Origin of the sequence: Streptomyces sp. NPDC048484, assembly GCF_040651415.1 — a bacterium.
Lineage (GTDB): Bacteria > Actinomycetota > Actinomycetes > Streptomycetales > Streptomycetaceae > Streptomyces.
Genome location: NZ_JBEZJY010000041.1, coordinates 23,884 through 46,873, shown reverse-complemented (window position 1 = coordinate 46,873; position 22,990 = coordinate 23,884). Strand labels below are relative to the sequence as shown.

The 22,990-nt window shown below is 68.7% G+C and carries 23 protein-coding genes and 4 pseudogenes; 13 read left to right on the top strand and 14 right to left on the bottom strand.

Annotation, left to right across the window (positions count from 1 at the left end; genetic code table 11):
- Positions 1-110 precede the first annotated feature (110 nt).
- Together AB0D14_RS33545 and AB0D14_RS33540 are read right to left on the bottom strand one after the other, a co-directional pair.
- Positions 111-437 carry a helix-turn-helix transcriptional regulator gene (locus AB0D14_RS33545; RefSeq protein WP_362786635.1) on the bottom strand — a complete coding sequence of 109 codons (327 nt, stop codon included), beginning with the start codon at positions 435-437 and terminating at the stop codon, positions 111-113.
- On the bottom strand, positions 437-763 hold the full coding sequence (locus AB0D14_RS33540; RefSeq protein ID WP_362786633.1) for a tyrosine-type recombinase/integrase: 327 nt from the start codon (positions 761-763) through the stop codon (positions 437-439). The genes AB0D14_RS33545 and AB0D14_RS33540 overlap by 1 nt, the downstream gene beginning before the upstream one ends.
- Before the next feature lie 301 nt (positions 764-1,064).
- Here AB0D14_RS33540 and AB0D14_RS33535 point away from each other — a divergent pair, with 301 nt between their 5' ends.
- Positions 1,065-1,583 (top strand): hypothetical protein, encoded by a 519-nt coding sequence (locus AB0D14_RS33535; RefSeq protein WP_362786631.1) that lies wholly within the window; start codon positions 1,065-1,067, stop codon positions 1,581-1,583.
- A gap of 336 nt (positions 1,584-1,919) precedes the next feature.
- A pseudogene (locus AB0D14_RS33530) lies at positions 1,920-3,613 on the top strand (DUF4158 domain-containing protein); the annotation flags it as partial.
- Positions 3,614-3,672: 59 nt separating this feature from the next.
- Here the strand turns inward: AB0D14_RS33530 and AB0D14_RS33525 are convergent.
- Positions 3,673-4,098, bottom strand: a pseudogene (locus tag AB0D14_RS33525) (recombinase family protein); the annotation flags it as partial.
- Positions 4,099-5,060: 962 nt separating this feature from the next.
- Between AB0D14_RS33525 and AB0D14_RS33520 the strand changes: the two are divergent.
- Together AB0D14_RS33520 and AB0D14_RS33515 are read left to right on the top strand one after the other, a co-directional pair.
- Positions 5,061-5,243: a hypothetical protein gene (locus AB0D14_RS33520; protein WP_362786629.1), complete on the top strand. Its 183-nt coding sequence runs from the start codon at positions 5,061-5,063 to the stop codon at positions 5,241-5,243.
- Positions 5,244-5,399: 156 nt separating this feature from the next.
- Positions 5,400-5,630: a hypothetical protein gene (locus AB0D14_RS33515; RefSeq protein WP_362786627.1), complete on the top strand. Its 231-nt coding sequence runs from the start codon at positions 5,400-5,402 to the stop codon at positions 5,628-5,630.
- A gap of 159 nt (positions 5,631-5,789) precedes the next feature.
- Here AB0D14_RS33515 and AB0D14_RS33510 read toward each other — a convergent pair.
- Positions 5,790-6,879, bottom strand: a pseudogene (locus AB0D14_RS33510) (DUF4158 domain-containing protein); the annotation flags it as partial.
- A 48-nt stretch (positions 6,880-6,927) separates the two neighbouring features.
- Positions 6,928-7,272, bottom strand: a complete 345-nt coding sequence (locus tag AB0D14_RS33505; RefSeq protein ID WP_362786625.1) for a MerR family transcriptional regulator — start codon at positions 7,270-7,272, stop codon at positions 6,928-6,930.
- A 159-nt stretch (positions 7,273-7,431) separates the two neighbouring features.
- Here AB0D14_RS33505 and AB0D14_RS33500 point away from each other — a divergent pair, with 159 nt between their 5' ends.
- On the top strand, positions 7,432-7,782 hold the full coding sequence (locus tag AB0D14_RS33500; protein ID WP_362786624.1) for a putative quinol monooxygenase: 351 nt from the start codon (positions 7,432-7,434) through the stop codon (positions 7,780-7,782).
- A 411-nt stretch (positions 7,783-8,193) separates the two neighbouring features.
- On the opposite strand, the gene AB0D14_RS33495 is transcribed toward AB0D14_RS33500, so the two are convergent.
- Both AB0D14_RS33495 and AB0D14_RS33490 read right to left on the bottom strand, forming a co-directional pair.
- Positions 8,194-8,415 (bottom strand): hypothetical protein, encoded by a 222-nt coding sequence (locus tag AB0D14_RS33495; protein ID WP_362786707.1) that lies wholly within the window; start codon positions 8,413-8,415, stop codon positions 8,194-8,196.
- 74 nt (positions 8,416-8,489) lie between these two features.
- A pseudogene (locus AB0D14_RS33490) lies at positions 8,490-8,534 on the bottom strand (hypothetical protein); the annotation flags it as partial.
- A gap of 53 nt (positions 8,535-8,587) precedes the next feature.
- On the opposite strand from AB0D14_RS33490, the gene AB0D14_RS33485 reads away from it, so the two are divergent.
- Positions 8,588-8,830 carry a hypothetical protein gene (locus tag AB0D14_RS33485; protein WP_362786622.1) on the top strand — a complete coding sequence of 81 codons (243 nt, stop codon included), beginning with the start codon at positions 8,588-8,590 and terminating at the stop codon, positions 8,828-8,830.
- Here the strand turns inward: AB0D14_RS33485 and AB0D14_RS33480 are convergent.
- From AB0D14_RS33480 to ilvN, 5 genes are all read right to left on the bottom strand, one after another.
- Positions 8,820-9,200 carry a RidA family protein gene (locus AB0D14_RS33480; RefSeq protein ID WP_362786620.1) on the bottom strand — a complete coding sequence of 127 codons (381 nt, stop codon included), beginning with the start codon at positions 9,198-9,200 and terminating at the stop codon, positions 8,820-8,822. The two genes, AB0D14_RS33485 and AB0D14_RS33480, sit on opposite strands and share 11 nt — an antisense overlap.
- 189 nt (positions 9,201-9,389) lie before the next feature.
- Positions 9,390-10,754, bottom strand: coding sequence for a dihydrolipoamide acetyltransferase family protein (locus AB0D14_RS33475; RefSeq protein WP_362786618.1), 1,365 nt, complete (start codon positions 10,752-10,754; stop codon positions 9,390-9,392).
- A gap of 32 nt (positions 10,755-10,786) precedes the next feature.
- Complete coding sequence (locus AB0D14_RS33470) at positions 10,787-11,818, bottom strand: alpha-ketoacid dehydrogenase subunit beta (RefSeq protein WP_362786703.1); 1,032 nt, start codon at positions 11,816-11,818, stop codon at positions 10,787-10,789.
- Positions 11,819-11,820: 2 nt separating this feature from the next.
- Complete coding sequence (locus AB0D14_RS33465; protein WP_362786616.1) at positions 11,821-12,918, bottom strand: thiamine pyrophosphate-dependent enzyme; 1,098 nt, start codon at positions 12,916-12,918, stop codon at positions 11,821-11,823.
- A complete protein-coding gene (gene ilvN, locus AB0D14_RS33460; RefSeq protein ID WP_362786614.1) occupies positions 12,915-13,430 on the bottom strand; it encodes an acetolactate synthase small subunit in 516 nt (171 codons plus the stop codon). The genes AB0D14_RS33465 and ilvN overlap by 4 nt, the downstream gene beginning before the upstream one ends.
- A 207-nt stretch (positions 13,431-13,637) precedes the next feature.
- Here ilvN and AB0D14_RS33455 point away from each other — a divergent pair, with 207 nt between their 5' ends.
- Positions 13,638-14,099, top strand: coding sequence for an Lrp/AsnC family transcriptional regulator (locus AB0D14_RS33455; protein ID WP_362786612.1), 462 nt, complete (start codon positions 13,638-13,640; stop codon positions 14,097-14,099).
- Between the two features lie 146 nt (positions 14,100-14,245).
- Here the strand turns inward: AB0D14_RS33455 and AB0D14_RS33450 are convergent, their stop codons facing one another.
- Both AB0D14_RS33450 and AB0D14_RS33445 read right to left on the bottom strand, forming a co-directional pair.
- Positions 14,246-15,013: a FadR/GntR family transcriptional regulator gene (locus AB0D14_RS33450; RefSeq protein ID WP_362786610.1), complete on the bottom strand. Its 768-nt coding sequence runs from the start codon at positions 15,011-15,013 to the stop codon at positions 14,246-14,248.
- On the bottom strand, positions 15,010-16,470 hold the full coding sequence (locus tag AB0D14_RS33445) for an amidase (protein ID WP_362786608.1): 1,461 nt from the start codon (positions 16,468-16,470) through the stop codon (positions 15,010-15,012). Before AB0D14_RS33445 ends, AB0D14_RS33450 begins: the two co-directional genes overlap by 4 nt.
- Positions 16,471-16,602: 132 nt before the next feature.
- On the opposite strand from AB0D14_RS33445, the gene AB0D14_RS33440 reads away from it, so the two are divergent.
- The 6 genes from AB0D14_RS33440 to AB0D14_RS33415 are packed head-to-tail and all read left to right on the top strand — an operon-like array spanning position 16,603 to position 22,985.
- Positions 16,603-17,676, top strand: a complete 1,074-nt coding sequence (locus AB0D14_RS33440) for an isocitrate/isopropylmalate dehydrogenase family protein (protein WP_362786606.1) — start codon at positions 16,603-16,605, stop codon at positions 17,674-17,676.
- 5 nt (positions 17,677-17,681) lie between these two features.
- Positions 17,682-19,193: an ABC transporter substrate-binding protein gene (locus tag AB0D14_RS33435; protein WP_362786604.1), complete on the top strand. Its 1,512-nt coding sequence runs from the start codon at positions 17,682-17,684 to the stop codon at positions 19,191-19,193.
- Positions 19,194-19,209: 16 nt separating this feature from the next.
- Complete coding sequence (locus tag AB0D14_RS33430; protein ID WP_362786602.1) at positions 19,210-20,160, top strand: ABC transporter permease; 951 nt, start codon at positions 19,210-19,212, stop codon at positions 20,158-20,160.
- Positions 20,157-21,035 (top strand): ABC transporter permease, encoded by an 879-nt coding sequence (locus AB0D14_RS33425; RefSeq protein ID WP_362786600.1) that lies wholly within the window; start codon positions 20,157-20,159, stop codon positions 21,033-21,035. The genes AB0D14_RS33430 and AB0D14_RS33425 overlap by 4 nt, the downstream gene beginning before the upstream one ends.
- Positions 21,032-22,120, top strand: a complete 1,089-nt coding sequence (locus AB0D14_RS33420) for an ABC transporter ATP-binding protein (RefSeq protein ID WP_362786599.1) — start codon at positions 21,032-21,034, stop codon at positions 22,118-22,120. The genes AB0D14_RS33425 and AB0D14_RS33420 overlap by 4 nt, the downstream gene beginning before the upstream one ends.
- Positions 22,113-22,985, top strand: a complete 873-nt coding sequence (locus AB0D14_RS33415; protein ID WP_362786597.1) for an ATP-binding cassette domain-containing protein — start codon at positions 22,113-22,115, stop codon at positions 22,983-22,985. The genes AB0D14_RS33420 and AB0D14_RS33415 overlap by 8 nt, the downstream gene beginning before the upstream one ends.
- Positions 22,986-22,990: the final 5 nt, after the last annotated feature.

The window sequence follows — 22,990 nt, the reverse complement described above, 5'->3', positions numbered from 1 at the left end:
CACGTCCGGCAGATCGGACCGTCCGACCAGTGGGCCGACTTCGCGGCCCGACGGCCGCAGCGTGCGCAATCGCGGATGTGGTTCCGCTCGTACTCCTCCGGGGTCATCGCTCACCCTTCGGTAGTCAGGCGGACACGCTTGGGCCGGCGAGCGGTCAGGTCGATCGGAACGTCCTCTCCAACCGTCCGCCGAGCCGGGAGGTTCTGGGCTGCGGTGGCGATCAGGTCGGCCGGGGTGCAGTCGAGGATGTCGCAGAGCGTGGCCAGCACGGGTAGCGACAACCGTTCCGGGGTGCCGGAGACCAGGCGGTGGACCTGCGAGATGGACAGGGTGATGCCGCGTTCGGTCAGGTGCGGCATTAGCTCCCCGACGGTGAACATGCCGCGGGTAGCCATCAGTTCACGCAGGCGCCACCGGTAGCTGATCTGGCGTGACATCACGAGGTCCTTCCCGGCCGCAGGGCGGCCTCGATGGTGGCGTCCAGGACACGGCGCAGGGATCGTGTGCGGAAATCGGAGGAGACACAGGTGTAGATCGCGGTGGTGGAAGCATGGTCATGGCCAACCTGCTGCTGGACGAACAGTGGATCGTGGCCGTCCTCGATCAGGTGGGTGATGTAGGACCTGCGCAGTGAGTGGAACTCCAGCGCGAGGTCCAGGCCGATAGCGTCGCGGTAGGTGGCGAAGCGGGAGTCCAGCCGCTGAAGCCCGACCCGCGGGCCTCGCTCGGAAGGCCACACGGCGGGGCCGGTCGAGTGCCGCATCCCGGGCCGGAGCTCGCTGATCCATTCCTCGACCGCTGGGTGTCCAGTGCCAGACGGTCAGCACGCTGCGGCGCTTGGGCGGTGAGCCCTTCTTGGCCTTGCCGTAGCGGACGAGCAGGGTGCCGTACTCGCCGAACTCCCGGCCCTCGGGGTTGCGGCCGAAGTCGGTCAGATCGAGCATGCGGGACTCGTTGCGCCGCAGACCGTAGGCGTACGTGGTCTTGAACAAGGCAGCGTCGCGGAAGGCCGGCAGCCAACCCTTGCGGCCCTTGCCGCGGACACGCAGGACCTCCTCGTCGGCATGGTCGAAGAACGCTTCCAGCTCGGGCCGGGTGAACGCCCGCCGTTCCGGCTCGCCCTCGGCCTCGTCCGCATGCGCGGCCGCGTTCCACTCGTAGACCACCTGCACCGGATGCGTACCGAAGTGCCGCAGGCATTCGTCGGCCCAGCCGTAGGCCGGATTGGTCAGGAAGTCGCAGAACTGGCGTACAGAACCTTGGTAGTTGCGCAAAGTGGAGCGGACGCACCCGTGCACAGCCCGCAAGTCGGCCGACCACTCGTCGACGTGCTGCGGCGTCCATTGCCAGGGCATCGCATTGGCGTGGCGAGTGAAGGCCCGGACCGTACGCTCTTGAACGCCGGCGTATCCCGGCGAGAGATTCCGGGCGAGCTGCTGATTGCGCCACCCCTTCACCATCGCCTCGAAGACCTGCTCGTCCGGCCGCAGCAGGGCCAGACCATCGACCAGGTGCAGCCGAGCGGATCCCGGCACGAGGCCGTTTCCACCCATCCGTCATCACTCTCCGTCCATCGCATCTGATGCGAGAATTTCGCATCAGATGCGACGAGGAGACGTCTTTGCAGCTCAGTAGCTCGATGGAGTGAAGTACCGACAGCGAACCCTCGTCGGCCGATACCTTGGTCCCACTCGACATCGAGGCCACCACTCCTGCTAGGGAAGCTCATTCGGTGTTCGGAGCCGACTTCCAGGACGAGTGTCGCGCATTCGCATCCAATGCAATTAGCGTCGGTAGGAACATCGGTACAGCCGTTGGCGCTGAGAACGGTCATGGTCGGCCAGCACATCGGCTGGAGGCTCCGCCGGGGTTCGCGGAAAGATCGCCAGGCCGGTGCCAGTGCTGGCTGCGGTCCGGTCGTGCCGGTGGAGTTTCTGACTGATGAGCAGGCTGAGGCGTACGGGACGTTCGCCGAGGAGCCGACCCGCCCCGAGCTGGAGCGGTTCTTCTTCCTGGACGACGTCGACCGCGATCTGATCGCGCGGTGGCGCTCCACGCATCACCAACTGGGCTTCGCGCTCCAGATGTGCGCGGTGCGCTACATCGGCCAGTTCCTCCCGGACGGCCCGCTCGACGCCCCGTGGCCGGTGATCGAGCACCTGGCCGCGCAGCTCGGCATCGAGGACCCGTCGGTGGTGGAGTGGTACACCGAGCGGCCGAAGACGGCGTAAGAGCACGCGTGGGAGATCAGGGACGCCTACGAGTACCGCGAGTACGAGGATGCGGAGTGGTCGCGGCGGTTCCGTACGTTCCTGCACGGGCGTGCGTGGACGCATGCCGAGGGGCCGAAGGTGCTGTTCGACCACGCGGTGGGGTGGCTGCGCCGCAACCGGGTGCTGCTGCCGGGGGTGAGCGTGCTGGCCCGGCAGGTGTCGGAGGTGCGGAAGGTCGTGGACAGGCGGCTGCATGCCACCGTCGCGGGAGCCGCACGCCGCGCGGATGCGGCGCTGCCCGGTGACCTGGTGGCGACGCTGAAGACGCCGGAGGGCTCGCGGTTCTCGGAGCTGGAGCGGCTGCGCCGGCCGCCGATGCGGACGACCGGGACGGCGTCTGCCCGCGCGCTGGAGCGGGTGGACGAGATCAGCGCGTTCCAGCTCGGTCGGCTGAAGCTGTCGCAGATCCCGCCGAACCGGATGGCGGCGCTCGCCCGGTACGCGCTGGGGTCGAAGGCGGCGTTGCTGGAGCGGGCGTCGGAGCCGAAGCGCACGGCGATGCTCACCGCGGTGATGCGGCACCTGGAGGCGAAGGCGATCGATGAGGCCCTGGACCTGGAGGCAGTCGAGGAACACGGCACCGACATGGACGGGGCCGCGCTGTGGGCGGTGCTGGAGGAAGTCGCCCCGCGCGCCGCCGTGGTGACCGCGGCGGCCACGGTGGTCTCGCTGGTGCCCGAGGACGAGGGCTCGGCCGAGGTCGCGATGCGGGCCGCGCTCGCGACCCGGTACGCCCGTTCCTGTCACTGCTGGGCGAGTCGAAGGCGCTGGACGCGGCGAGCGCCGGCAAGCGGGTCCTGGCCGGGGTCCGCGGCCGGCCAGCGCTGGCGCGGCGGAAGGTGGGCGTCAAGCCGCTGCTGCCGTGCAAGGTGGACGACAAGCTCGTGCCGCCTGCGTGGCGCACGGCGGTCTACGCCAACCCGGACCTGCCGCAGGGCGCGGTCGACCGGGACGCGTACGTGGTGTGCGTGCTGGAGCAGCTGCACCGGGCCCTGAACAACCGTGACGTGTTCGCCGCCCCGTCGCACCGCTGGTCCAACCCGCGGGCCCGCCTGCTGGAGGGCCCCGAGTGGGACACCGTGTGCGAGGACGTCCTGGCGGCCCTGAGTCTGGACATGCCCGTCGGGGAACACCCGGCGGAGCTGATGCGTGGCCTGGACGCTGGATGGAAGCAGCTCCTCGCACGCCTCGAAGAGGCCGGACCGGCCGCGAAGGTCACCATCGAGGTGCAGGACAACGGGCGGGCGAAGCTGAACGTCGACAAGTTCGGCGCCCTCGGCGAACCGAAGTCCCTGGCCTGGCTGCGGCGGCGGGTCGAGAAGATGCTCCCGAAGATCGACTGGGCGGCGGCTGCGAGGACGGCGAAGAACATGGCGCCCATGCCCTGCGGGTCGTAGATCCCGGTGAGCGGGCCGGTGAGGAGTTCGAGCTGGACCCCGGCGTCCTGGAGCTTGCCGGACAAGGTCATGAGCTCGGCCGCGTTCCTCGCGAGGCGCTTGAGCTCATGGACGGTGAGCACGACTTCCTGGTCGGGGGCGGCTTCCTTGATGTCGTATGCCAGCTTCAGTGCTTTCTCCAGCTCCGGCCGGGTCTTGACCCGGGTGCTGATCTTCTCGGAGAAGATCCGCTTGCAGAGGGGTTCGAGCGCGTCGAGCTGGGACTGCAGTTCCTGGGTGGCGGTCGAGCATCGGGCGTAGCCGATGCGGATGGGTGCGGCGGCCGGCGCGGCCGGGGTCTGCTCGATCGGCGGGCCCGCCTTCCGCGGCCGGCCGGGGCCCCGGTCCTCGGGGACGAGGGCGTCGAGTTCCTCGCGGAGCGCGGGCACCAGGGTGAACCGCGGCGTGTGGTACTTCGTCGCCGTCTTGCCACCGCGGGTGCGGCACGGACTCCCGGCGGGAACCTCGCACTTGGGGCAGTGATGTCGTTCTACCGCGTTTGCTGCTTGATCGGTGTCAGATCCACGCGATCAGTGTGTCAGAACTGGTTCGCAGAACACCTTGGTTTTGACAGGGGTTTCGCGAATGGCGACCTGCGCAAACGTGATCGCCGGAGGGGGTCTCGCAGAACTCTCGCATCTGGATCATTTGTGAGAACGGGGGCGCGTGGGGTGCTGCCCGCCCTCCATACGTGCAGCAGGGCTGCTGACGAACGGTCGTGCGGGTGGACGCGACCGCCAGACCGTGACATCGCTGGCGCCAAGTGAACCGTGCCCGGCACAGAGGCCATTTTGAACCTTGGCGCCCCACCAGCAACGACGAATGCGAGTCATACCGGGAGTACGACGTGCAACGTGAGCACCTACGCATCCCCACTGTCCATTGCCAGGATCAATTCGAACTCACTGTGAGCTACAACAAGAGTCGGGCTCAACTCCATTGATCGCCCGCCGGTCTGTGTGATGCGGTGCGTGTCATGGTCACCGAAAAGGGAGGGCGGTGACATGCCGGGCCCCCGAAACGACCAGTCGGGGGACTTCATCACAACATCACAAGGGGGAAGTCTTGCCTCCACTCGTCCAGCGCCGCCAAGGCTGCGCTGACCAGCACCGTCGTCATAACAGCTCTGCTCATCCCGACGGCCGGTTCCGCGACCGCCGCGACTACGCCGACCCAGGCGCGCGATACGACGGCCGAAGCTGCCGATAGCTTCGACGCGAGGTGCCGGAGCCACAGCCGCACCTACGTCCTGAAGAAATATTACTGGGGGCCCGCCGTGTACACGCTGCGATGCGGCACCAGCACGTGGGGCTGGAAGCACATCAAGGCGAGGCACGGCTGGAACGCTACGATGGACAGGAAGATCAACGCCGCCATCTGGTCCGGTTCCCCCAATGGTCGGGGCGGCTTCTCCGCCTACACCGCTCAGTGCCCGAGTGTCGAGAAGTTCCGCACCATCATCGGCACTCCTGCCGGGCGCAACGATCTCCTCACCGCATACAACGTCACCACCCGCGCCGCCGCCCGGTGTTGACGGGAGCCGAAGGGAAAGGGCCCCATGCCCCGCCGCATGCCAACTTCGACACCTACACCGGCTGAGCGTGCCCTGGGGCGTTCGTACAGGACGGGCGACGGGCAGATCGCGTTCAGCATCACTGATCTGTCCGTCGCTCATCACCCGGACTGCAGCGTGACCTTGACGTACTTGCTCACCGCGGAGCGTCAAGGTCACGAGGCCGAGCGCTGGATGTTCACACTGCTGTGGGACGACAAGTCCTTCACGGATGTGTTCACCTCGCAAGCTCCCGATCCGGAACGGCTTCGCCAGCTCGTGCACCTGGTGCGCGCCCTGCTGGAGGAGTGGTGGGACACGAAGGAACACAATCGGCGGTCGGCGAAGATGGGGCGTCGGCTTCCTTGACGTCGTGTCCGGCCGCACACCGCCCCCACGTGTCCACCGTCATCTTCGGCGTCGCCGTCTGAGGTGTCAGGTTTCCGTTCTTTCTCTGAGTGCCAGGTCGCGGCGACCTGCGGATACACCTTTCGCTTCCCGTAATGTCTGTCCCCGTCGGTTAGCGCCCTCCGGGACCAGGCTCGCCACCAGTGAGACCGCACTTGATATCTGGGCGCGCGGCGCGACTTCCTCCACCGCCCGCCACATCGACGTCGGCGCCGGTCTCCTCGACCAGCTCCAGCTCCTCGATGGGGACCTTCGCAGCGAGCGCCAGGGTGCGCGACGCCTCTCCAGCTGCGGCAGTGTGGAAAGGCGTTTCCTTGTCGGTGCGGCGCTTCGCGGTGCTGATCAACCGGGTGGCCATCAGCACGGTGAACAGGTCCAATGCCTCATCGATGGCCTTCGCCTTTAGGTGGCGCATCACCGCGGTGAGCATCGCCGTGCGCTTGGGATCGCTCGCCCGCTCCAGCGTCTGAGCCTTCGACCCCAGGCCGTAACGGGCCAGCGCCGCGAGCCGGTTGGGCGGCAGCTTGTCCAGCTTGAGGCGGCTCAGCCGGTAGACCGCGATCTCGTCCACCCGCTGCAGCGCCCGTTTCATCGCCGTCCCGGTCGTCTTCGTCGGCGGCCGCCGCAGTTCCTCCAGGTAGGAGAACCGCCTTCCCTCCGGGACCACCAGCAGCCCTGTGAGATCCGCGGGAAGCGACCTGTCCGCCCGGAACGTCGCCTTGGCGACCGTCGCGTGCAGCCGCGTGTCCGCGATCTCACGAACCTCCGACACCTGCCGCGCGAGCACCGACACCCCGGGCAGCAGGACCCGGTTCTTGCGCAACCAGCCCACCGCATGGTCGAACAACGCCTTCGGGCCCTCCGCGTGCGCCGTCCACGCACGGCCGTGCAGGAAGGTACGGAAGCGCCGCGACCACTCCGGATCCTCATACTCGTGGTACTCGTAGGCGTCCCGGATCTCCCACGAGTGCTCGTACGCAGTCGGCTGCCGCTCGGTGTACCGCTTGACCGCCGAGACGTCCTCAATGCCGAGCTGCTCGGCGATGTGCACGATCACCACCCACGGCACATCGAGCGGATCGTCCGGCAGGAAGCGGCCGATGTAGCGCACCGTGCACATCTGCAGCGCGAACCCGAGCGGGTTGTGGTCCCCGCGCCGCTTCGCGATCAGCTTCCGGTCCTCGTCGTCGAGATAGAAGAACCGCTCCAGCCTCAGCCAAGATCAACTGCTTAGCGTTAATCGCTGTACCACTGCTACTCAACTCCGGAACTCGGCGGCGGCGAGGACAGAGTCCAGTCGGGCTCGCGTGGCGGCAAGGTCCCGCATGTGATCGTCGAGGCGGTCCCGCTCCGCGCGAAGCCGGGCGATCATCTCCGGGCCGGCGATACCGGTGTGCACGCACGGCAGGAACTCCACGATCGTCCGGCTGCTCAGCCCGGCAGCGTAGAGGAGCTGGATCCACCGCACTCGCTCGACCGTGTCCGGGGTGTAGAGGCGCTGCCCGCCTGTACTGCGGCTCGACGCGATGAGCTGCTGCTGCTCGTAGTAGCGCAGCGCCCGCGTGCTCACTCCCGCGGCCGATGCCACCTCGCCGATTCGCATCCCGTCGCTCCTTCTGCTCCGCATGCCGCTGGGTCCCGGTTGCTGTCGGGCCGTCCCGGGGTTCGTCACCCGACTTGCCTTTGACGTTAACGTCAACTTTTACACTCCGGCAGCCGGCCATCAGCACCGGCGGAACCGACCATGACGGAGTAGGACCTCATGAGCACTGACGACACGACACCCGACGGCCTCATCCCCGCCGCCATCCTCGCCTCGGACACGCCAGTCGCGGTATATGGATACGCCCGGGCCAAGGCGGGCGGGGAGGGCCGGATGCTGGGCGAGATCCAGGCGATCATCGGCCTCACCCGCAGGGAGGACGGATGCGAGCAGTACGTGGTGCACACCACACCGGACCAGCCGGGCGCCTTCGCCTTCTACGAGCGCTGGTCCTCCGGCGCCCACCTGCTGGCGCACGTTTCGCAGCCGTTCATGCAGACGTACTTCGCCGCCATCGCGGGCCTGGTCGAGGGGGAACTGGAGGCCCACTGGCTGCACCCCCTCTCCTGACCCACGGCACACGGCCGGCCCCGCACCACGCGGGGCCAGCCGCATCCGGATCGCCGTCCGCGATGGCGCGGCATGCGGGCAGAGGTACGGCTGCTGGCCGGTCCACGCTGCGGGCCACCTGTCGGCAAAGGATGGCTGGCGCCGAGGAACGTTCACCGGCACCCCGAGGACGCCCTCGACGGTGCCTGCCAGCCCGACCTCGCCGCCCCAGACCTCTGACGAACCGACGAGGGGGCCACACGGTCTCCGTGCCGGAGGGGTGGCGCGAGGCCCGCGGGATCGTGTCGGGGCGGGGGCAGAAGGCCGCGTTGGAGCGGACGCGGGACATTCACGGGGTGAAGTCCGGTGAGCTGGACCTGTGGCAGGTGCCGCCGGTGAAGCCGGCGGAACCGTGCCGGGCGCGCGGGCGGTCTACTCGGACGGGACCGCGCCCCGGGAGTGTTTCGGAGCGGCGCGTCGGCCGCGGGCGGTGCTGTCCGGTTGTTGCCGCATGTGGTCGCGGACACGGATCATGATGCCGCCGAGCGCGTCGACGTCGGTGAGTGAGGCGAAGAGCAGGCTCCGGGTGACGTCGATGTGGCCGGGCAGGACACGGCGGACCCGGGCGAGGCACTCCTCGGTGAGGGTGACCATCGTGGCGCGCTGGTCCTGGGGGAGGGGCTGCGGGTGATCAGGCCGGCTTTCTCCAGGAGTCCGGCCTGGTGGGTGAGCCCGGAGCGGCTGTAGACGACGCCGTCCGCGAGATCGGTCATGGTCAGTGGTTTGCCGGCGTCGGCGAGGCGTCTTCCCGCTGGAGCTTCCCCACGTGCCGGGGATCGACGTGGCCGGAAAGGTCGCCGGGCTCGGCGACGGTGTCAAGGGGTTCGGCGTGGGCGACGCGGTGGTCGGCTTCCTGCTGATGAACGCGCCCGGCGCTCCACGAAAACGTGAGCCGATAACCGGCATGGCGGTGTCTGCGGGAACGACGCTGGGCAATGGCGCCGCTGACTCGTCAGGCTTCAGTTCCGTGTTCGGAGTGGCATCCAGTGCGGAATGGTTCAGTCTGTGACGGCCACCATGGCAATGGACACCAAGATCCCTGGCCGGTCCACACCCAGTTTGCTCACGCAGCGCGGTGGTCGCACGTCGGGGAAGAACTCGTCGAAGACCTCGATGATGCCGTCGGCCTCTTCGGGGCGCATGAGCAAGGTGTGGACCATGACGGCGTCGCTCAGTTCGGCGCCACCGGCGCGCAGGATCGCCTGGCAGTTGAGCAACGACCGGCGGGTCTGCTCCTGGATCGTGGGTCCTGCGAGCTCACCGGTCGCCACGTCGACTCCGACTGTTCCAGCGACGTAGACCGTGTTGCCGACCTTGACCGCCTGGCTGTAGCTCGGGTACTCCGGCGCCTCGGGGGTGGAGATGATTTCTCGGGGCATCGAATGGGCTCCTGTCTGGAAGGTTTCTGCTCGCCGCATACAGATCGACCTTGGACTTCGGTGGCGCCATGGCCCCCCCTCATCCCGCAGGGCGCCCTCAGGCTCCCACCGCAAGACCTCGGGTGTTGCCAGAACTCAGAATCACCTCGTGCCGGGGCTTCCAGGCCCGCAGTCAGCCCCGTCCAGGAGTCAGTGGTGAAGGGCCATCAGGTCCGGCCGTTCGACGAAACGGGCGATGTCGCGCAGGACGAGCGAACCGAGTTCGCCGTCGACGAGACGGTGGTCGAACGACAGGGCGAGGGTCGCGGTGTCGCGCAGCCGGACGCGTCCCTTGTGTTCCCACGGTGTTCGCCGCACCTGGCCGAAGCAGAGGATCGCTGCCTCGCCCGGGTTGAGGATCGGTGTTCCGCCGTCGATGCCGAACACACCGATGTTGGTGATCGTGAACGTCCCGTTTCTCATCCGCTCGGGTGGCGTCCTTCCGGCGCGGGCCTGATCGATGAGGTCGGTGAGCGCCGAGGTGATCTCGCGCAGGGAGAGTCGCTGGGCCGCGGCGATGTGGGGAACGATGAGCCCTCTCGGTGTCGCCGCGGCGATGCCGAGATTGACGTCGGAGTGCTGGACGATCTCCCCGGCCGCGGCGTCCCACTTCGCATTGATCTCGGGATGCCGCGCGACGGCGGTCAACACTGCCTTGATGACGAGGCACAGCGGTGTCAGGCGTACCCCCTCGAACGCCTTGTCGGCGCGTGCCCTCTTCAGCAGCTTGAGGGACCGCGTCACGTCGACGGTGACCCATTCCGTGACGTGCGGAGCGGTGAAGGCGCTCTTGACCATGGCCTCCGCGGTGTGTTTGCGCACTCCGCGAATCGGCGTGCGCACCACGTCGTCACGGGTGGGGACCGGGGCGTTCGGCGCGGTTGCCTGCTGCTCGGCGAGGCGGTGGACATCCTCGCGCGTGATGCGTCCCGACGGGCCTGTGGCAGTCACGAGGCGCAGGTCGACTCCGAGGTCGCGGGCGAGCTTGCGCATCGGCGGGGTGGCGAGGGAATTCCTGGTGGAACGGGTGGCTGGTATGACGGTCGGCGGCTCGGGCTTCCTCTTTCGCGGGCGTCGGGTTTTCTGCGCGTGCGCCGGCCCGTAACCGACCAGGACGGGCTCGCGGACGGGAGCGGGCGGCTGCTCGTCCTGGTCGGACGGCTGGTCGTCCTGGGCAGGCGGATCGGCGTGCTCCCGGAGTGTGGCGTCGGGTTCGGGCCCCGCCTCCGGGCCGGCGCTGTCGTCCTCGACGCCGGCGCTGTCGTCCTCGACCTCGACCTCGAACGTGATGATCGGTGCTCCGACGGCCACCGCCTCGCCGGCGGCACAGAGGACTTCGGCCACGGTCCCGGCGTACGGACTGGGCAGTTCCACCACTGCCTTCGCCGTCTCGATCTCCACGATGATGTCGTTGACGCCGACCGCGTGGCCGGGTCCCACGTGCCACTCGACGATCTCGGCCTCGGTGAGGCCCTCGCCGACATCGGGGAGATGGAAGTGCTTGGTTACGAGCAACGTGTTCTCCAGGAGAGGTTCACCGGACGGAATCAGGGTGCTTCGGGGGCGCACACCCGGTCGACGGCGTCGAGAACCCGATCGAGATCGGGCAGGTAGTCGTCCTCCGCACGCGCCGGCGGATAGGGGATGTTGTAGCCACCGACCCGTTCCACGGGGGCTTCGAGGTCGTAGAAGCAGTGCTTCATGACCGTCGCGGCGATTTCGGCGCCCAGACCGACGTTGACGGGCGCCTCGTGCACGACCACGACGCGTCCCGTCTTCGACGCCGAGCGGCACAGTTCCGTGGTGTCGAGCGGCGACAGCGAGCGGAGGTCCAGGACCTCCAGAGAACGGCCTTCGGCGGCGGCGACCTCGGCCGCGTTGAGCGCGACCGCGACCGTGGGCCCGTACGCGACCACGGTGACGTCGGCGCCCTCGCGCAGGACCCGGGCGCGCCCCAGCGTGTCACCGTTCACAGGGCGGCCGAGGTCGACCTCGGCCCGGTCCCAGTACCGGCGCTTCGGCTCGTAGAAGATCACGGGGTCGTCGCAGGCGATCGCGGCGCGGAGCATGTCGTACGCGTCCTGGGGATGGCCGCATGCCACGACGCGCAGCCCGGCCGTGTGGCAGAAGTACGCCTCGTTCGACTCGCTGTGGTGCTCGACCGCGCCGATCCCGCCCCCCACCGGGATCCGGATGGTGACGGGAAGCCGCAGCAGCCCGCGGGACCGTGCCCGCATCTTCGCCAGTTGGCTGACGATCTGATCGAAGGCGGGGTAGACGAAACCGTCGAACTGGATCTCGCAAACCGGCCGGTACCCCCGCAGGGCCAGACCGATCGCCGTCCCGACGATCCCCGACTCGGCCAGCGGGGTGTCCACGACGCGGTCGCCGAACTCGGCGGCCAAGCCGTCGGTCACCCGGAACACCCCGCCCAGGGAAGCGATGTCCTCGCCGAGCAGAACCACCCGTTCGTCCTCGCGCATCGCCTGCCGCAGGCCCTCGTTGAGTGCGCGTCCGAGCGTGGTCGTGGCGGTCTTGTCCTGGGCGTCTTTCCTGGCCGGGGCGGCCGCAGCGCTGATGGTCACAGGAAGGACTCCTTGAACGTCTCGAAGCTTTCGCGTTCGCGCCGCAGGGCCTCGGTCTCCTCGCACAAGGTGGTGCGGAAGGTGTCGCTCAGGGACGGCTCCGGCAGGGCACGGCACTCCCGGCGCGTCCGCGCCGCGAGCTCCTCGGCGTCGGACGCGACCGCGGTGAAGTAGTCCTCGTCGGCCCAGCCGCGCGCCGTGAGCAGAAGGCGCACGCGTTCCACGGGGTCGTGGGCCTCCCACCGGGCGAGCTCGGCCTGGTCGCGATAGCGCTTGGGATCGTCCGACGTGCTGTGTCCGGACATGCGATAGGTGTGCGCCTCGATGAGCCCAGGTGCTCCACCGGCCCGGACTCGCTCGACCATGCGCTGTGTGGCGGCGTGGACAGCCAGTACGTCGTTGCCGTCCACGGCCACCGCGTCGAGTCCGAAGCCCCTGGCACGTTCACTCAGCGGGCGGGCGTACTGCTTGCTCGCGGGTGTCGAGATCGCCCATCCGTTGTTCTGGCAGAAGAACACGATGGGTGCCGACGTCACCGCCGCCCAGTTGAGTGCCTCGCTGGCGTCCCCCTGGCTGGACGCACCGTCACCGAAATAGGTGAGTACGACGCTGTCGGCGGCGTCGTACCGAACGCCCATCGCATAGCCGACCGCGTGCAGTGTCTGCGTCGCCAGCACAAGACTGTAGATGTGGAAGTGATACCGCTCGGGGTCCCACGAGCCATGGCTCGCACCACGCCACTGCGACAGCAGTTCTGTCGGTGGGACACCACGGCACAGGGCCGCCACGTGCTCGCGGTAGGACGGGAAGACCCGGTCGTCCGCTCGAAGAGCGCGGATCGAGCCGGCTTGTGCCGCTTCCTGCCCGAGGGACATCAGCCAGAGCCCGAGCTCACCCTGGCGTTGCAGGGAGTACGCCTCCTGGTCGAAGCGGCGCCCGAGCACCATGTCGCGGTACAACCCCCGTACCAGTTCGTCGGTCACGTCGAGCATGCCCGCGGCCGCCTGTTCGTTCAGCGTCCCGGCAGGATCGACCAGCTGCAGGACGTCGTCGGCGCGTGGCGCCGCGGATGTCCCCGTCGCGTTCGCGCTCATTGCTGCCCCCAGGGCTGCGCGTGGTCCACGGCGCCGTAACCCTTCCGGTGTGGGCGCGATATCCGCAGCGGCGCCGCCATCACGAGTTCCCGGATGGTGAAGCCGGAGAGCGCTTTGACGAGGGCGTCGAGACGGGCGGGCTCCGCCGCGGCGAAGAGCGTGCAGCGCGTCCGGTCGGCTTCCACGACCTCGGCGGAGAACGCCCGAGCGATGGCGACGGCTTCGGGGAGTCGGCCTTCGGGGAAGGTGACCGTCACGAACGCCCCGCGCCGGTTGTGCGACCTGTCGTCGGAGAGGTGGACGACCTTGACGACGTCGGGTGACCGGTTCAGGAACTTGACGAGCTGCTCCAACCTGATCTCGTCCGCCGTGTCCACCTCGAGGGTGATCCTCCGCAGCCCGTCGACGGGCGCGGCGACGTCCATGGTGAGCACCTCGAAACGGCGATGCGCCAAGATCGTTGCGACGCGGGCGAGGGCCAGGGGCATGGCGACGACATCGAGTCGCAGCACGGAACCACCCTGGTGTGTGCCTGGCTTCACCGCTTCGGAGGGGGCAGCGTGTGTTGCTGGTTGTATCGCGGTTGACATGACGGACACGGTTCCAAGGGTCCGGGCCATGCACAACAAAGGTGCGCACAGCGATGCGAAGCAGCTCCTTTTGAGCAGTCCACCCGGCCAGGAGTGAGTGTTGAGGGAAGTCTCGCTTACACTTTCGGCATGCCAGCATCCGTACATCTCGACTCGGTCGATCTGCAGATCCTGGAGTTGCTGCGAGCCGACGGGCGGCGCACCGTTCGTGACATCGCACGCCAGGTGAAGCTCTCGCCGGCGCCGGTCCGTCGGCGCATCGCTCGTCTCGAGGAGTCGGGAGTCATCACCGGCTACACGATCACGACGGATCAGGCCAAGCTCGGTCAGGGCCTGCAGGCGGTCACGGAGTTGCGCTTCACGGGCGACACGGATATCCACGACATCCTGGAGTTCGCGTCGACCCTGCCGGAGGTCGACGAGGTGTTGACGCTCACCGGCGATGTGGACGCACTCGTCCGCTTGCATGTCGACAACGTCGACGACCTGCAGAAAGTGGTCAATCGTCTGCGCCGTAAGGGCGTGGGGGTGCTGCAGACGAAGACGTTGATCGTCATCGACTCCTGGCAACGCGGAACTCCCGTGCCCTGAGCCCGGGTTGGGCGCACGGGGTCTTGGGGCGGTTCTGCGTCAGGGAGCAGCGCGCTGGAACATGAACGGCTCGCCCGCGCCCGGTCGCGGCGCGGGGTCACCATGGCGTCGGGTTGTGGGGTTCTGGGGTTGTGGGGTTGCCGGGTTCAGGACTCTTCGTTGTCCATCAGCGCGAGCAGCGGCCCACGCTCGTTCTCGGGGACGTAGCCGGCGTAGTACTCGTAGAGCTTGCGTCGCGAGATGCGTGCCGCTGCCAGGCCGTCACCCGCCCGGATCGCCTCAAGCACCTCCTGGTGGTGCTGGAGTGACTCCCGCATGAGCGCCGTGCTGTTGGGCGCATGGGCGACCTTGTCCGCTATCAGCGAGAGGACAGCGCCCCGGACCACTTGGTTGCAGACCTCGATGAGAGAGTTGCGGCTGGCCACGGCCACCGCCTCATGGAAGGCGACGTCCGCCTTGCCGAACTCCTCGTACCCTGCCTCGATCGCGTCCGACATGACGGCAAGCGTCCGTTCCATGGCGGCCAGCTCGTCCTCGGACCGCAGCCGGGCCGCCAGGAGGCTCGCCGACCCGTCGAGGATCATGCGGAACGAGATCAGCTCGGCCATCGACATGTTGTCGAACTGGACGAGCCGGGTCATCTCCTTGGTCAGGCCGGCCGACGAGAACGGCAGGATCTCCGGGCCGTTCGGGTCGCCCGGGCGCGAACGGACGAGGCCGCTGCTCTCCAGTACGCGCAAGGCCTCGCGCACCGTGGGCCGGCTCGCCCCGAACTGCGTCACCAGCTCTCGCTCGCTCGGCAGCCGCTCGCCGGGCTTCAGGTCACCTCGCGCTATCGCTTCCTCGATCTGCTCGACGATGCGCTGGTAGAGCCGTACCGTCGAGACCTGCCGGAACTGTGCCCCGTTATTCACGGCTTTTCCCCTTCGAGCGTGGTCCATGTGGTCCTCTCCCGGGTGGTCGCCCCGGGGTCGCTGTCCGGCCAGTGCGGAACCGCCTCGGCAGGCCGGTTCTGTTCGTACCACGCCGCCGCCCTCAAGACGCCGAGATCGTCGAAGCGGCGGCCTGCGATCTGTACCCCGATGGGCCGACGGTCCGCCGTGAAGCCGCAGTTGACGGTCGCCGCAGGCTGCCCCGACATGTTGTACGGCGCGGTGAAGCCGATGTGGGACATGGTCTTCCTGTCTTCCAGGAACGGCATCGGCTGCTCAGCCGGAAACGCCGCCACCGGAGCTACCGGCGAGAGCACCAGATCGTACGGGACCGTCGCCGCCACGGTTCGCGCCCGGATGTGCATGATCTGCTGGTAGCACTGGAGCACCTTGGTACCCGGCACGTCCGCGCCGCCCTGACACCACCGGATGATGTGGGGGTGGACGCGCAGCGCGGCCTCGGGCGCCAGCTCGCGCAGGTCGTTCCAGGACCGCACCCGCCAGAACAGGTCCAGGTCGTCCAGGAGATCCTGGCTCATGAACGGCTCGACCGGCTCCACAACGGCTCCCGCCGCCTCGAAGAGGGCGGCGGCACTGTTCACCGCGGCGAGGATCTCCGCGTCGCACGGCTCCCCGCAGCCGGCGTCCAGGTGCACCCCCACCCTCAGTCCGCGTACCTCGCCGTCCAGCGCCGACCAGTCGATGTCCTGCGGCGGCAGGCTCGACCAGTCCCGGGGATCCGGCCGGCTCAGGACACGCATGAACAGGGCCGCGTCCGCCACGGTGCGCGTCATGGGGCCGGCGGCACGCCCCTGGTACGGGGTGTCCAGCGGGACCCTTCCGTAGCTGGGCTTGAGCGTGGCCAGCCCCAGCCAGGTGCCCGGCAGCCGGATCGAGCCCCCGATGTCGGTGCCGACGTGGAGCGGACCGTATCCGCCGGCGGCCGCGGCCCCCGCCCCGGAGCTGGAACCGCCCGTGGTCCAGGCGGAGTTCCAGGGGCTGCGTGAAATACCGTGCCGGCTGGAGACTCCGGAGGAGAGCATGCCCCAGTCAGGCATCACGGTGGACCCGAGTACCACCCCACCGGATTCGACGACCCGCGCGGTGATGGGTGCGTCCGCCTCGGGGACGACCGGCTCGGTCCCCGCGTTGCCCGCAGACATGGGGACGCCCCTGCGGGCGACATTCTCCTTCAGCGTCACGGGCACGCCGTCGATGGGCCCGAGCGGTTCCCCCGCCGCCCATCGGGCCTCGCTGGCCAGGGCCGCCTTGCGGGATGCGTCCGGATCCCGCACCCAGAACGCGTTGAGCACGTTCTCGCGCGCCTCGATCACCGAATGGACGGCGTCGTGGACCTGGACCGGCGACAGCGTGCGGTCAGCGAATCCGGCCACCATCTCGACCGCCGATATGGCGGCCAGGCCCTGTTCAGTGGGCATCCGCACTCTCCCTCGCTCGCGATCTCTGGGGTGTTCGACAGCATGCGACCCCTTGACAAGAACAGTTTCGGTCGCCACGGTACCTGGAAAGTGAGCTTACTGGTCAGGCCAGTCACAGGAAAGGTGGCGTCCATGACGCGGGACACCCAGGTCGTGCGGCTTGCCGTCATACCGGGCGACGGAATCGGCCCCGAGGTGGTCGCGGCGACCGTGCCCGCGCTCCGGGCCGCGCTGGAGGCCGACGGCCACCGGCTCGACGTGACCTCGTACGACTGGGGAGGCGAGCGGTTCCTCCGGCAGGGCGCGGCGATGCCGCCCGATGCGGCCGACCTCGTCAAGAAGGCCGACGCCGTGCTGTTCGGCGCCGTCGGACGTCCCGATGTGCCGGAACACGAACTGGTCTGGGGCCTGATCATCGGCCTGCGGCAGAAACTCGACCTCGCCGTGAACCTCCGCCCGGTGCGCGCGTTCCCCGGCGTTCCCACCAAGGTGCGCGACACCGACGGCGTCGACCTGGTGATCGTTCGTGAGAACACCGAGGGCGAGTACGTCGGCGCAGGCGGGGTGGCGCACGCCGGCAGCGGACACGATCTCGGCATCGAGGTCGCCGTGCACTCCCGTCGCGCCATCGAGCGGGCGGCGCACCAGGCCTTCACACTGGCCGGCCGGCGGTCGGGGCGCCTGTGCCTGGTGACCAAGTCCAACGCGATGCGCCACGGCTATCCGCTGTGGGACCGGGTGGTGCGCGAGGTCGGCGAGCACTACCCGGCGGTCCGGCTGGAAACCGTACTGGTCGACGCCATGGCGGCCCGCATGATCCAGGCTCCGCGATCCCTCGACGTCCTGCTCGCGAGCAACCTGTTCGGCGACATCCTGTCCGATCTCGCCGCGGTGCTCGCCGGCGGTATGGGCATGGCGCCCAGTGCCAACGTCCTTCCGGGCGGGGACGTGCCGGGCATCTACGAACCTGTCCACGGCTCCGCACCCGACATCGCCGGGAAGGGCGTGGCGAATCCGGTGGCCTGCATGCTCTCCGGCGCGATGCTGCTCGACGACCTCGGACACACCGGCGCGGCCCGCCGGGTCCGCGACGCGGTGGCGGCCACCTTGCGAGACGCCAGGCACCACACGGCCGACCTCGGCGGCGACGCCACCACGGCGGCCGTCGCATCCGCTGTCCTGCACGCGATGGAAAGTCAGGGGTAGAACAGATGAGACACAAGCGGCTGATGCGGCACACCGGAACCGTCGCGGCCACACTCGCTTGCCTGCCGCTGGCGGCCTGCTCGGCCGGGTCCACGGTGTCCGGGAACAAAGGCGGCAACACCCTGCAGATCGGCCTCACCGCCGAGCCTGCCAACTTCGACTTCACCAAGACCGAAGGTGCCGCCATTCCGCAGGCACTGCTCTACAACGTCTACGAGAGCCTCGTGAAGACCGACCAGTCCGGGAAGATACAGCCCGCCCTGGCCACATCGTGGAGCCTGTCCAAGGACCGCAGGACGTACGTGTTCCAGCTGGTGAAGGACGCCAAGTTCAGCAATGGCGCACCCTTCACGGCCCAGGACGCCAAGTTCTCCATCGAACGCGTCCCGGCCGACTGGACGGTGGCTCAGAAGGCCCAGATGGACGTCGTCGACACGGTGCGGGCGGTGTCGCCCACCGAACTCAAGGTCACCCTGAAAAGGCCGAGCAACGACTGGCTGTACCGGATGACCACCCGCCTCGGCGCGATGTTCAGCCGGACCGGCGTGGGCAAGCTGGCCACCGAGCCGGTGGGCACCGGCCCGTACGTGGTGAAGAAGTGGAACCGCGGCGACTCGATCACCCTGGTCCGTCGTGACGGCTACTGGGGGCGCGAACCGCAGTTCGCGTCGGTCACCCTCAAGTACTTCAAAGACCCGACGGCCATGAACAACGCGCTGCTCACGGGCACCATCAACGTGATCGGCGTGATGCAGTCGCCGGAAACGCTGTACCAGTTCGAGAACAACTCGAAGTACAAGGTCATCGAGGGTTCGACCAACGGCGAGGTGGTCCTCTCCCTCAACAACGGCTCGGGCCCGCTGCGAAATCCGAAGGCCCGCCAGGCAGTCCGCCATGCCATCGACCACAAAGCCCTGCTGGACACCTGCTGGGCGGGCCGGGGCAAACTCATCGGCAGCATGGTCCCGCCGACCGACCCGTGGTACCAGGACCTCACGAACCAGTATCCGTACGACCGCGACAAGGCCAGGAAGCTCCTCAAGGAGTCCGGCCAGGCCGGCCGTACGCTGCGGCTGCGCATTCCTACGCTGCCTTACGCCACCGCGTGCGGCACCGTGGTCAAGAGCCAGCTCGAACAGGCCGGGTTCAAGGTCAAGCTCGACCAGCTGGAGTTCCCCGCCGCCTGGCTGACCACCGTGTTCAAGAACGCCGACTACGACATGTCCATCATCGGCCATGTGGAACCCCGCGACATGCAGACGGTGTTCGGGAACAAGACCTCCTACATCCGCTACGACAGCCCCGAGTTCCGCGCCTTGCTGAAGAAGGCGGACGAGGGCACCCAGAAGCAGCAGGTCACCTACATGCGGGCGGCTGCCCGGCTGCTGTCCAAGGACGCCGCGGCCGACTGGCTGTTCCTGCTGCCGAACCTGATGGTGGCGGACAAGGACATCACCGGCCTGCCCGTGAACAACGTCTCCGAGTCACTGGATCTCACCGGCCTGGGCCGGTCATGAAAGGCGGCCTCACCTCATGATCGTCCGTCTGATCCGGCGGATCGCGGTCCTCCTGGCCAGTCTTGTCGTGAGCTCCGTGCTGGTGTTCGCGTTCATGGCGGTGCTGCCGGGAGACCCGGCCCGCGTCGCCCTCGGGACCAGCGCATCGGACTCCGCCGTGGCGCAACTGCGCGGGGAGTTCGGGCTCGACCGGCCGCTCGTGACCCAGTACCTGAGCTGGGTGCACGGACTGGTGACCTTCGACCCCGGGAACTCGTACGTCTCACACACGTCGATCGGCCCGCAGCTCGCCGACCGCCTCCAGGTCACCCTGTGGCTCGTCGGCACCGGGATGGTGATCGCCTGCATCCTGGCGATCCCCATCGGCACACTCATGGCCGTGCGGCACCGCAGGCCGTCCGGGCTCATTCTCTCCGCCCTGTCCCAGGTCGGCGTGGCCGTCCCCGCCTTCCTCGCGGGCATCCTCATGATCACCGTGTTCGCGGTGGGGCTCGGGTGGCTGCCCGCCAACGGCTGGACACCCCCGGTGGAGGATCCGGTCCTGTTCGTCAAACAGCTGGTGATGCCCGCGCTGGCCCTCGGAGTGGTGCAGGCGGCCGTGCTCACCCGCTATGTCCGCAGCGCCGTGCTCGACGTCCTCCGGGAGGACTACCTGCGCACTGCTCGCGCCAAAGGACTTCGTCCGATGCAGGCGCTGCTGCGGCACGGCCTACGGAACGCGGCGGTCCCCGTGGTCACCGTCCTGGCGTTGCAGCTCGCCACGTTGCTGGTGGGCGCCGTCGTCATCGAACGGGTCTTCGTCATCCCCGGGCTCGGGAGCCTGCTGCTGGACAGCGTCTCCAACCGGGACCTCATCATGGTCCAGGACGTGGTCATGATCATCGCAGTGGCGGTGCTGCTCGTGAACTTCTTGGTGGACACGGTCTATCTGATGATCGACCCGCGACTCAGGGGAGGTGCCTCATGAGTGCTCCGGACACAAAAACCGACGTCACGTCCGCGGTGTCCGACGGCCGTCGGCGGCGCCGCCCGATGACGGGCAGCCTCCTGGTGGGCGGTCTCATCGTGACGGTCGTGGTCGTCATGGCGCTGCTGTCCTTCGTGTGGACCCCGCACGATCCGACCCTGGTGAACCCCGCGGTACGGCTGCAGAAGCCGTCGCTGGACTACTGGTTCGGCACGGACAAATTCGGCCGCGACGTGTTCAGCCAGATCCTGCTGGGCTCGCGCACCACGCTGTTCGTCGGCTTCGTGGCGGTGGGGGTCGCCGCCGTGGTCGGAGTGCCCCTCGGCATCGTCGCCGCGATGGCGCCCCGCTGGTTCGGCGAGTTGCTGATGCGCGGCAACGACCTGCTTCTCGCCTTCCCCGCGCTCCTGCTGGCCATCATGTTCGCCGCCGTGTACGGCGCCAGCACGCTGGTCGCGATGGTCGCCATCGGCATCGCGTCCATTCCCCACTACGCCCGGCTGATCCGCGGCGGCGCGCTACAGGTCATGAAGACCGAATACGTCACCGCGGCGCGCGCGGCGGGCCGCGGGCCGTTCTCGATCGGCCTGCGGCATGTCCTGCCCAACGTCAGCAGTCTCGTCATCGTGCAGGCCTCGGTCGGTTTCGCCATCGCCGTACTCGCCGAAGCAGCGCTGTCCTTCCTGGGCTTCGGAACCCCGCCACCCACACCCTCCTGGGGCCGGATGCTTCAGGAGAGCCAGGAGATGCTGTCGATCGCCCCCCGGCTCGCCGTGTTCCCGGGCATCGCGATCGCGGTGGCGGTGCTCGGATTCAACCTGCTCGGTGACGGCCTGCGCGACCGTTTCGACCCCAAGCTGGAGGACCGCCGATGACCCCGGCACCTGACACGGCACCGGCCCCCAAGCCGGCACCCGACACAGAATCGGCATCCGGGCCAAGCTCGCCCGACGACGTACTGGCCGTGCGGAATCTCGACGTCACGGTGGGCGGGCGCAAGCTCGTCGAGGACGTCGACTTCACCATCCGGGCCGGCGAACGGGTCGGCCTGATCGGTGAATCGGGATCGGGCAAGTCCCTGACCGCGCTGAGCGTCATGGGCCTGCTCCCCGAGGGGCTCCGGGCCACGGGTTCGGTACGGCTCGCCGGAGTCGACCACGACCTGGTGGGCGCCGACGAGGCGCGGATGTCCCGGGTACGGGGCAAGGAGATCGCCATGGTCTTCCAGGAGCCCATGACCGCTCTGAACCCCACGATGAGAGTCGGGCGGCAGATCGCCGAGGTGCTGCTGATCCACCGGACCAGGCCCGACCGCGCGTCCGCCGGGGCAGCCGCCGTGGAACTGCTCGCCCAGGTGGGGCTGCCCGACCCCGCGGCCGCCGCGCACGCCTACCCGCACCAGTTCTCCGGAGGCCAGCGGCAGCGGGTCGTGCTGGCCATCGCCCTCGCGAACGACCCCGCGCTCCTGGTCTGCGACGAACCCACCACCGCGCTCGACGTCACGGTGCAGGCGCGGGTGCTCGACCTGATCGTGCGGGGCGTCCAGGACCGCAGGTCGGCCATGCTCTTCATCACCCACGACCTGGCCGTGGTGGCCACCGCATGCGAGCGGGTCATGGTCATGTACGGCGGGCGGGTGGTCGAATCCGGCCCGGTCCGGGAGGTGTTCACACGGCCCCGGCACCGCTACACCCAGGGCCTCATCGGCTCGTCGGACCTGACCGTCGTCGACGACCGCGGCCGCCTGGTCACGATCGGCGGGTCGGTTCCACCGGCGGGCCGGTTCCCCGCCGGATGCGTCTTCAGAAACAGGTGCCCGGAGGCGACCGAAGAGTGCGCCACGAGGCCGGAATGGATCCCGACCGGACCGGATTCCGGCTACGCCTGCTTCCACCCGGCACCCGAGAGCGGCGCACCCGGGTCCCGCATCCCCACGAACGAGGAGGCCGACCGTGACTGAGCAGGCGACCGGTGTGCCCCTCGCACCCGAGTCGGGGACCGGCCCCGTGGACGCCATCAGCGTCCGGGACGTCACGCGCGACTACCGACGGCCACGGACCTCGCTGCGTCACCCCAGCCCGCCGGTGCACGCCCTGCGCGGCGTCAGTTTCGACATCCCGCAGGGGCAACGGTTCGGCATCGTGGGCGAGTCGGGGTGCGGCAAGTCGACCCTGCTGCGGATTCTGGCCGGGCTCGACCGTCCCACCAGCGGCAGCGTCGCGGTCGACGGCCGGGACATCACCGGGCTGAGGGAGAGACAGCTGCGGTTCGTCCGCGAGCGGCTCCAGCTCGTGTTCCAGGACCCGATGAGTTCACTGGACCCGCGCATGCGGGTCGGTGACATCGTGGCCGAGCCGCTCGTCGCGCAGGGGCACGGCAACCGCAAGGAGCGGGTGGCCGAGTTGCTCGACGCCGTCGGCCTGCGAGCCGACGCGGCGGACCGGTATCCGCACCAGTTCTCCGGCGGCCAGCGCCAGCGCATCTCGATCGCGCGTGCTCTCGCCCCCCGCCCGAAGATCATCGTGGCCGACGAGCCGGTGAGCGCCCTGGACGTGTCCGTACGGGCCCAGGTACTCAACCTCATCGCCGACCTCGTCGACGAGTTGTCCCTCACCCTGGTCTTCGTCTCCCACGACCTGTCCGTGGTCCGCCATGTGTGCGACCGGGTCGCGGTCATGCATGGCGGACAGATCGTGGAGAGCGGGCCCACGGAGCAGGTGTACGAGGATCCGCAGCATTCCTACACACGCAGGCTCATCGCCGCCGTTCCGACTCTGGGCAAGGCCTTGTCCGGGGTGTCGGCGGCCGACCTCAACCGGGAGTAGCAACC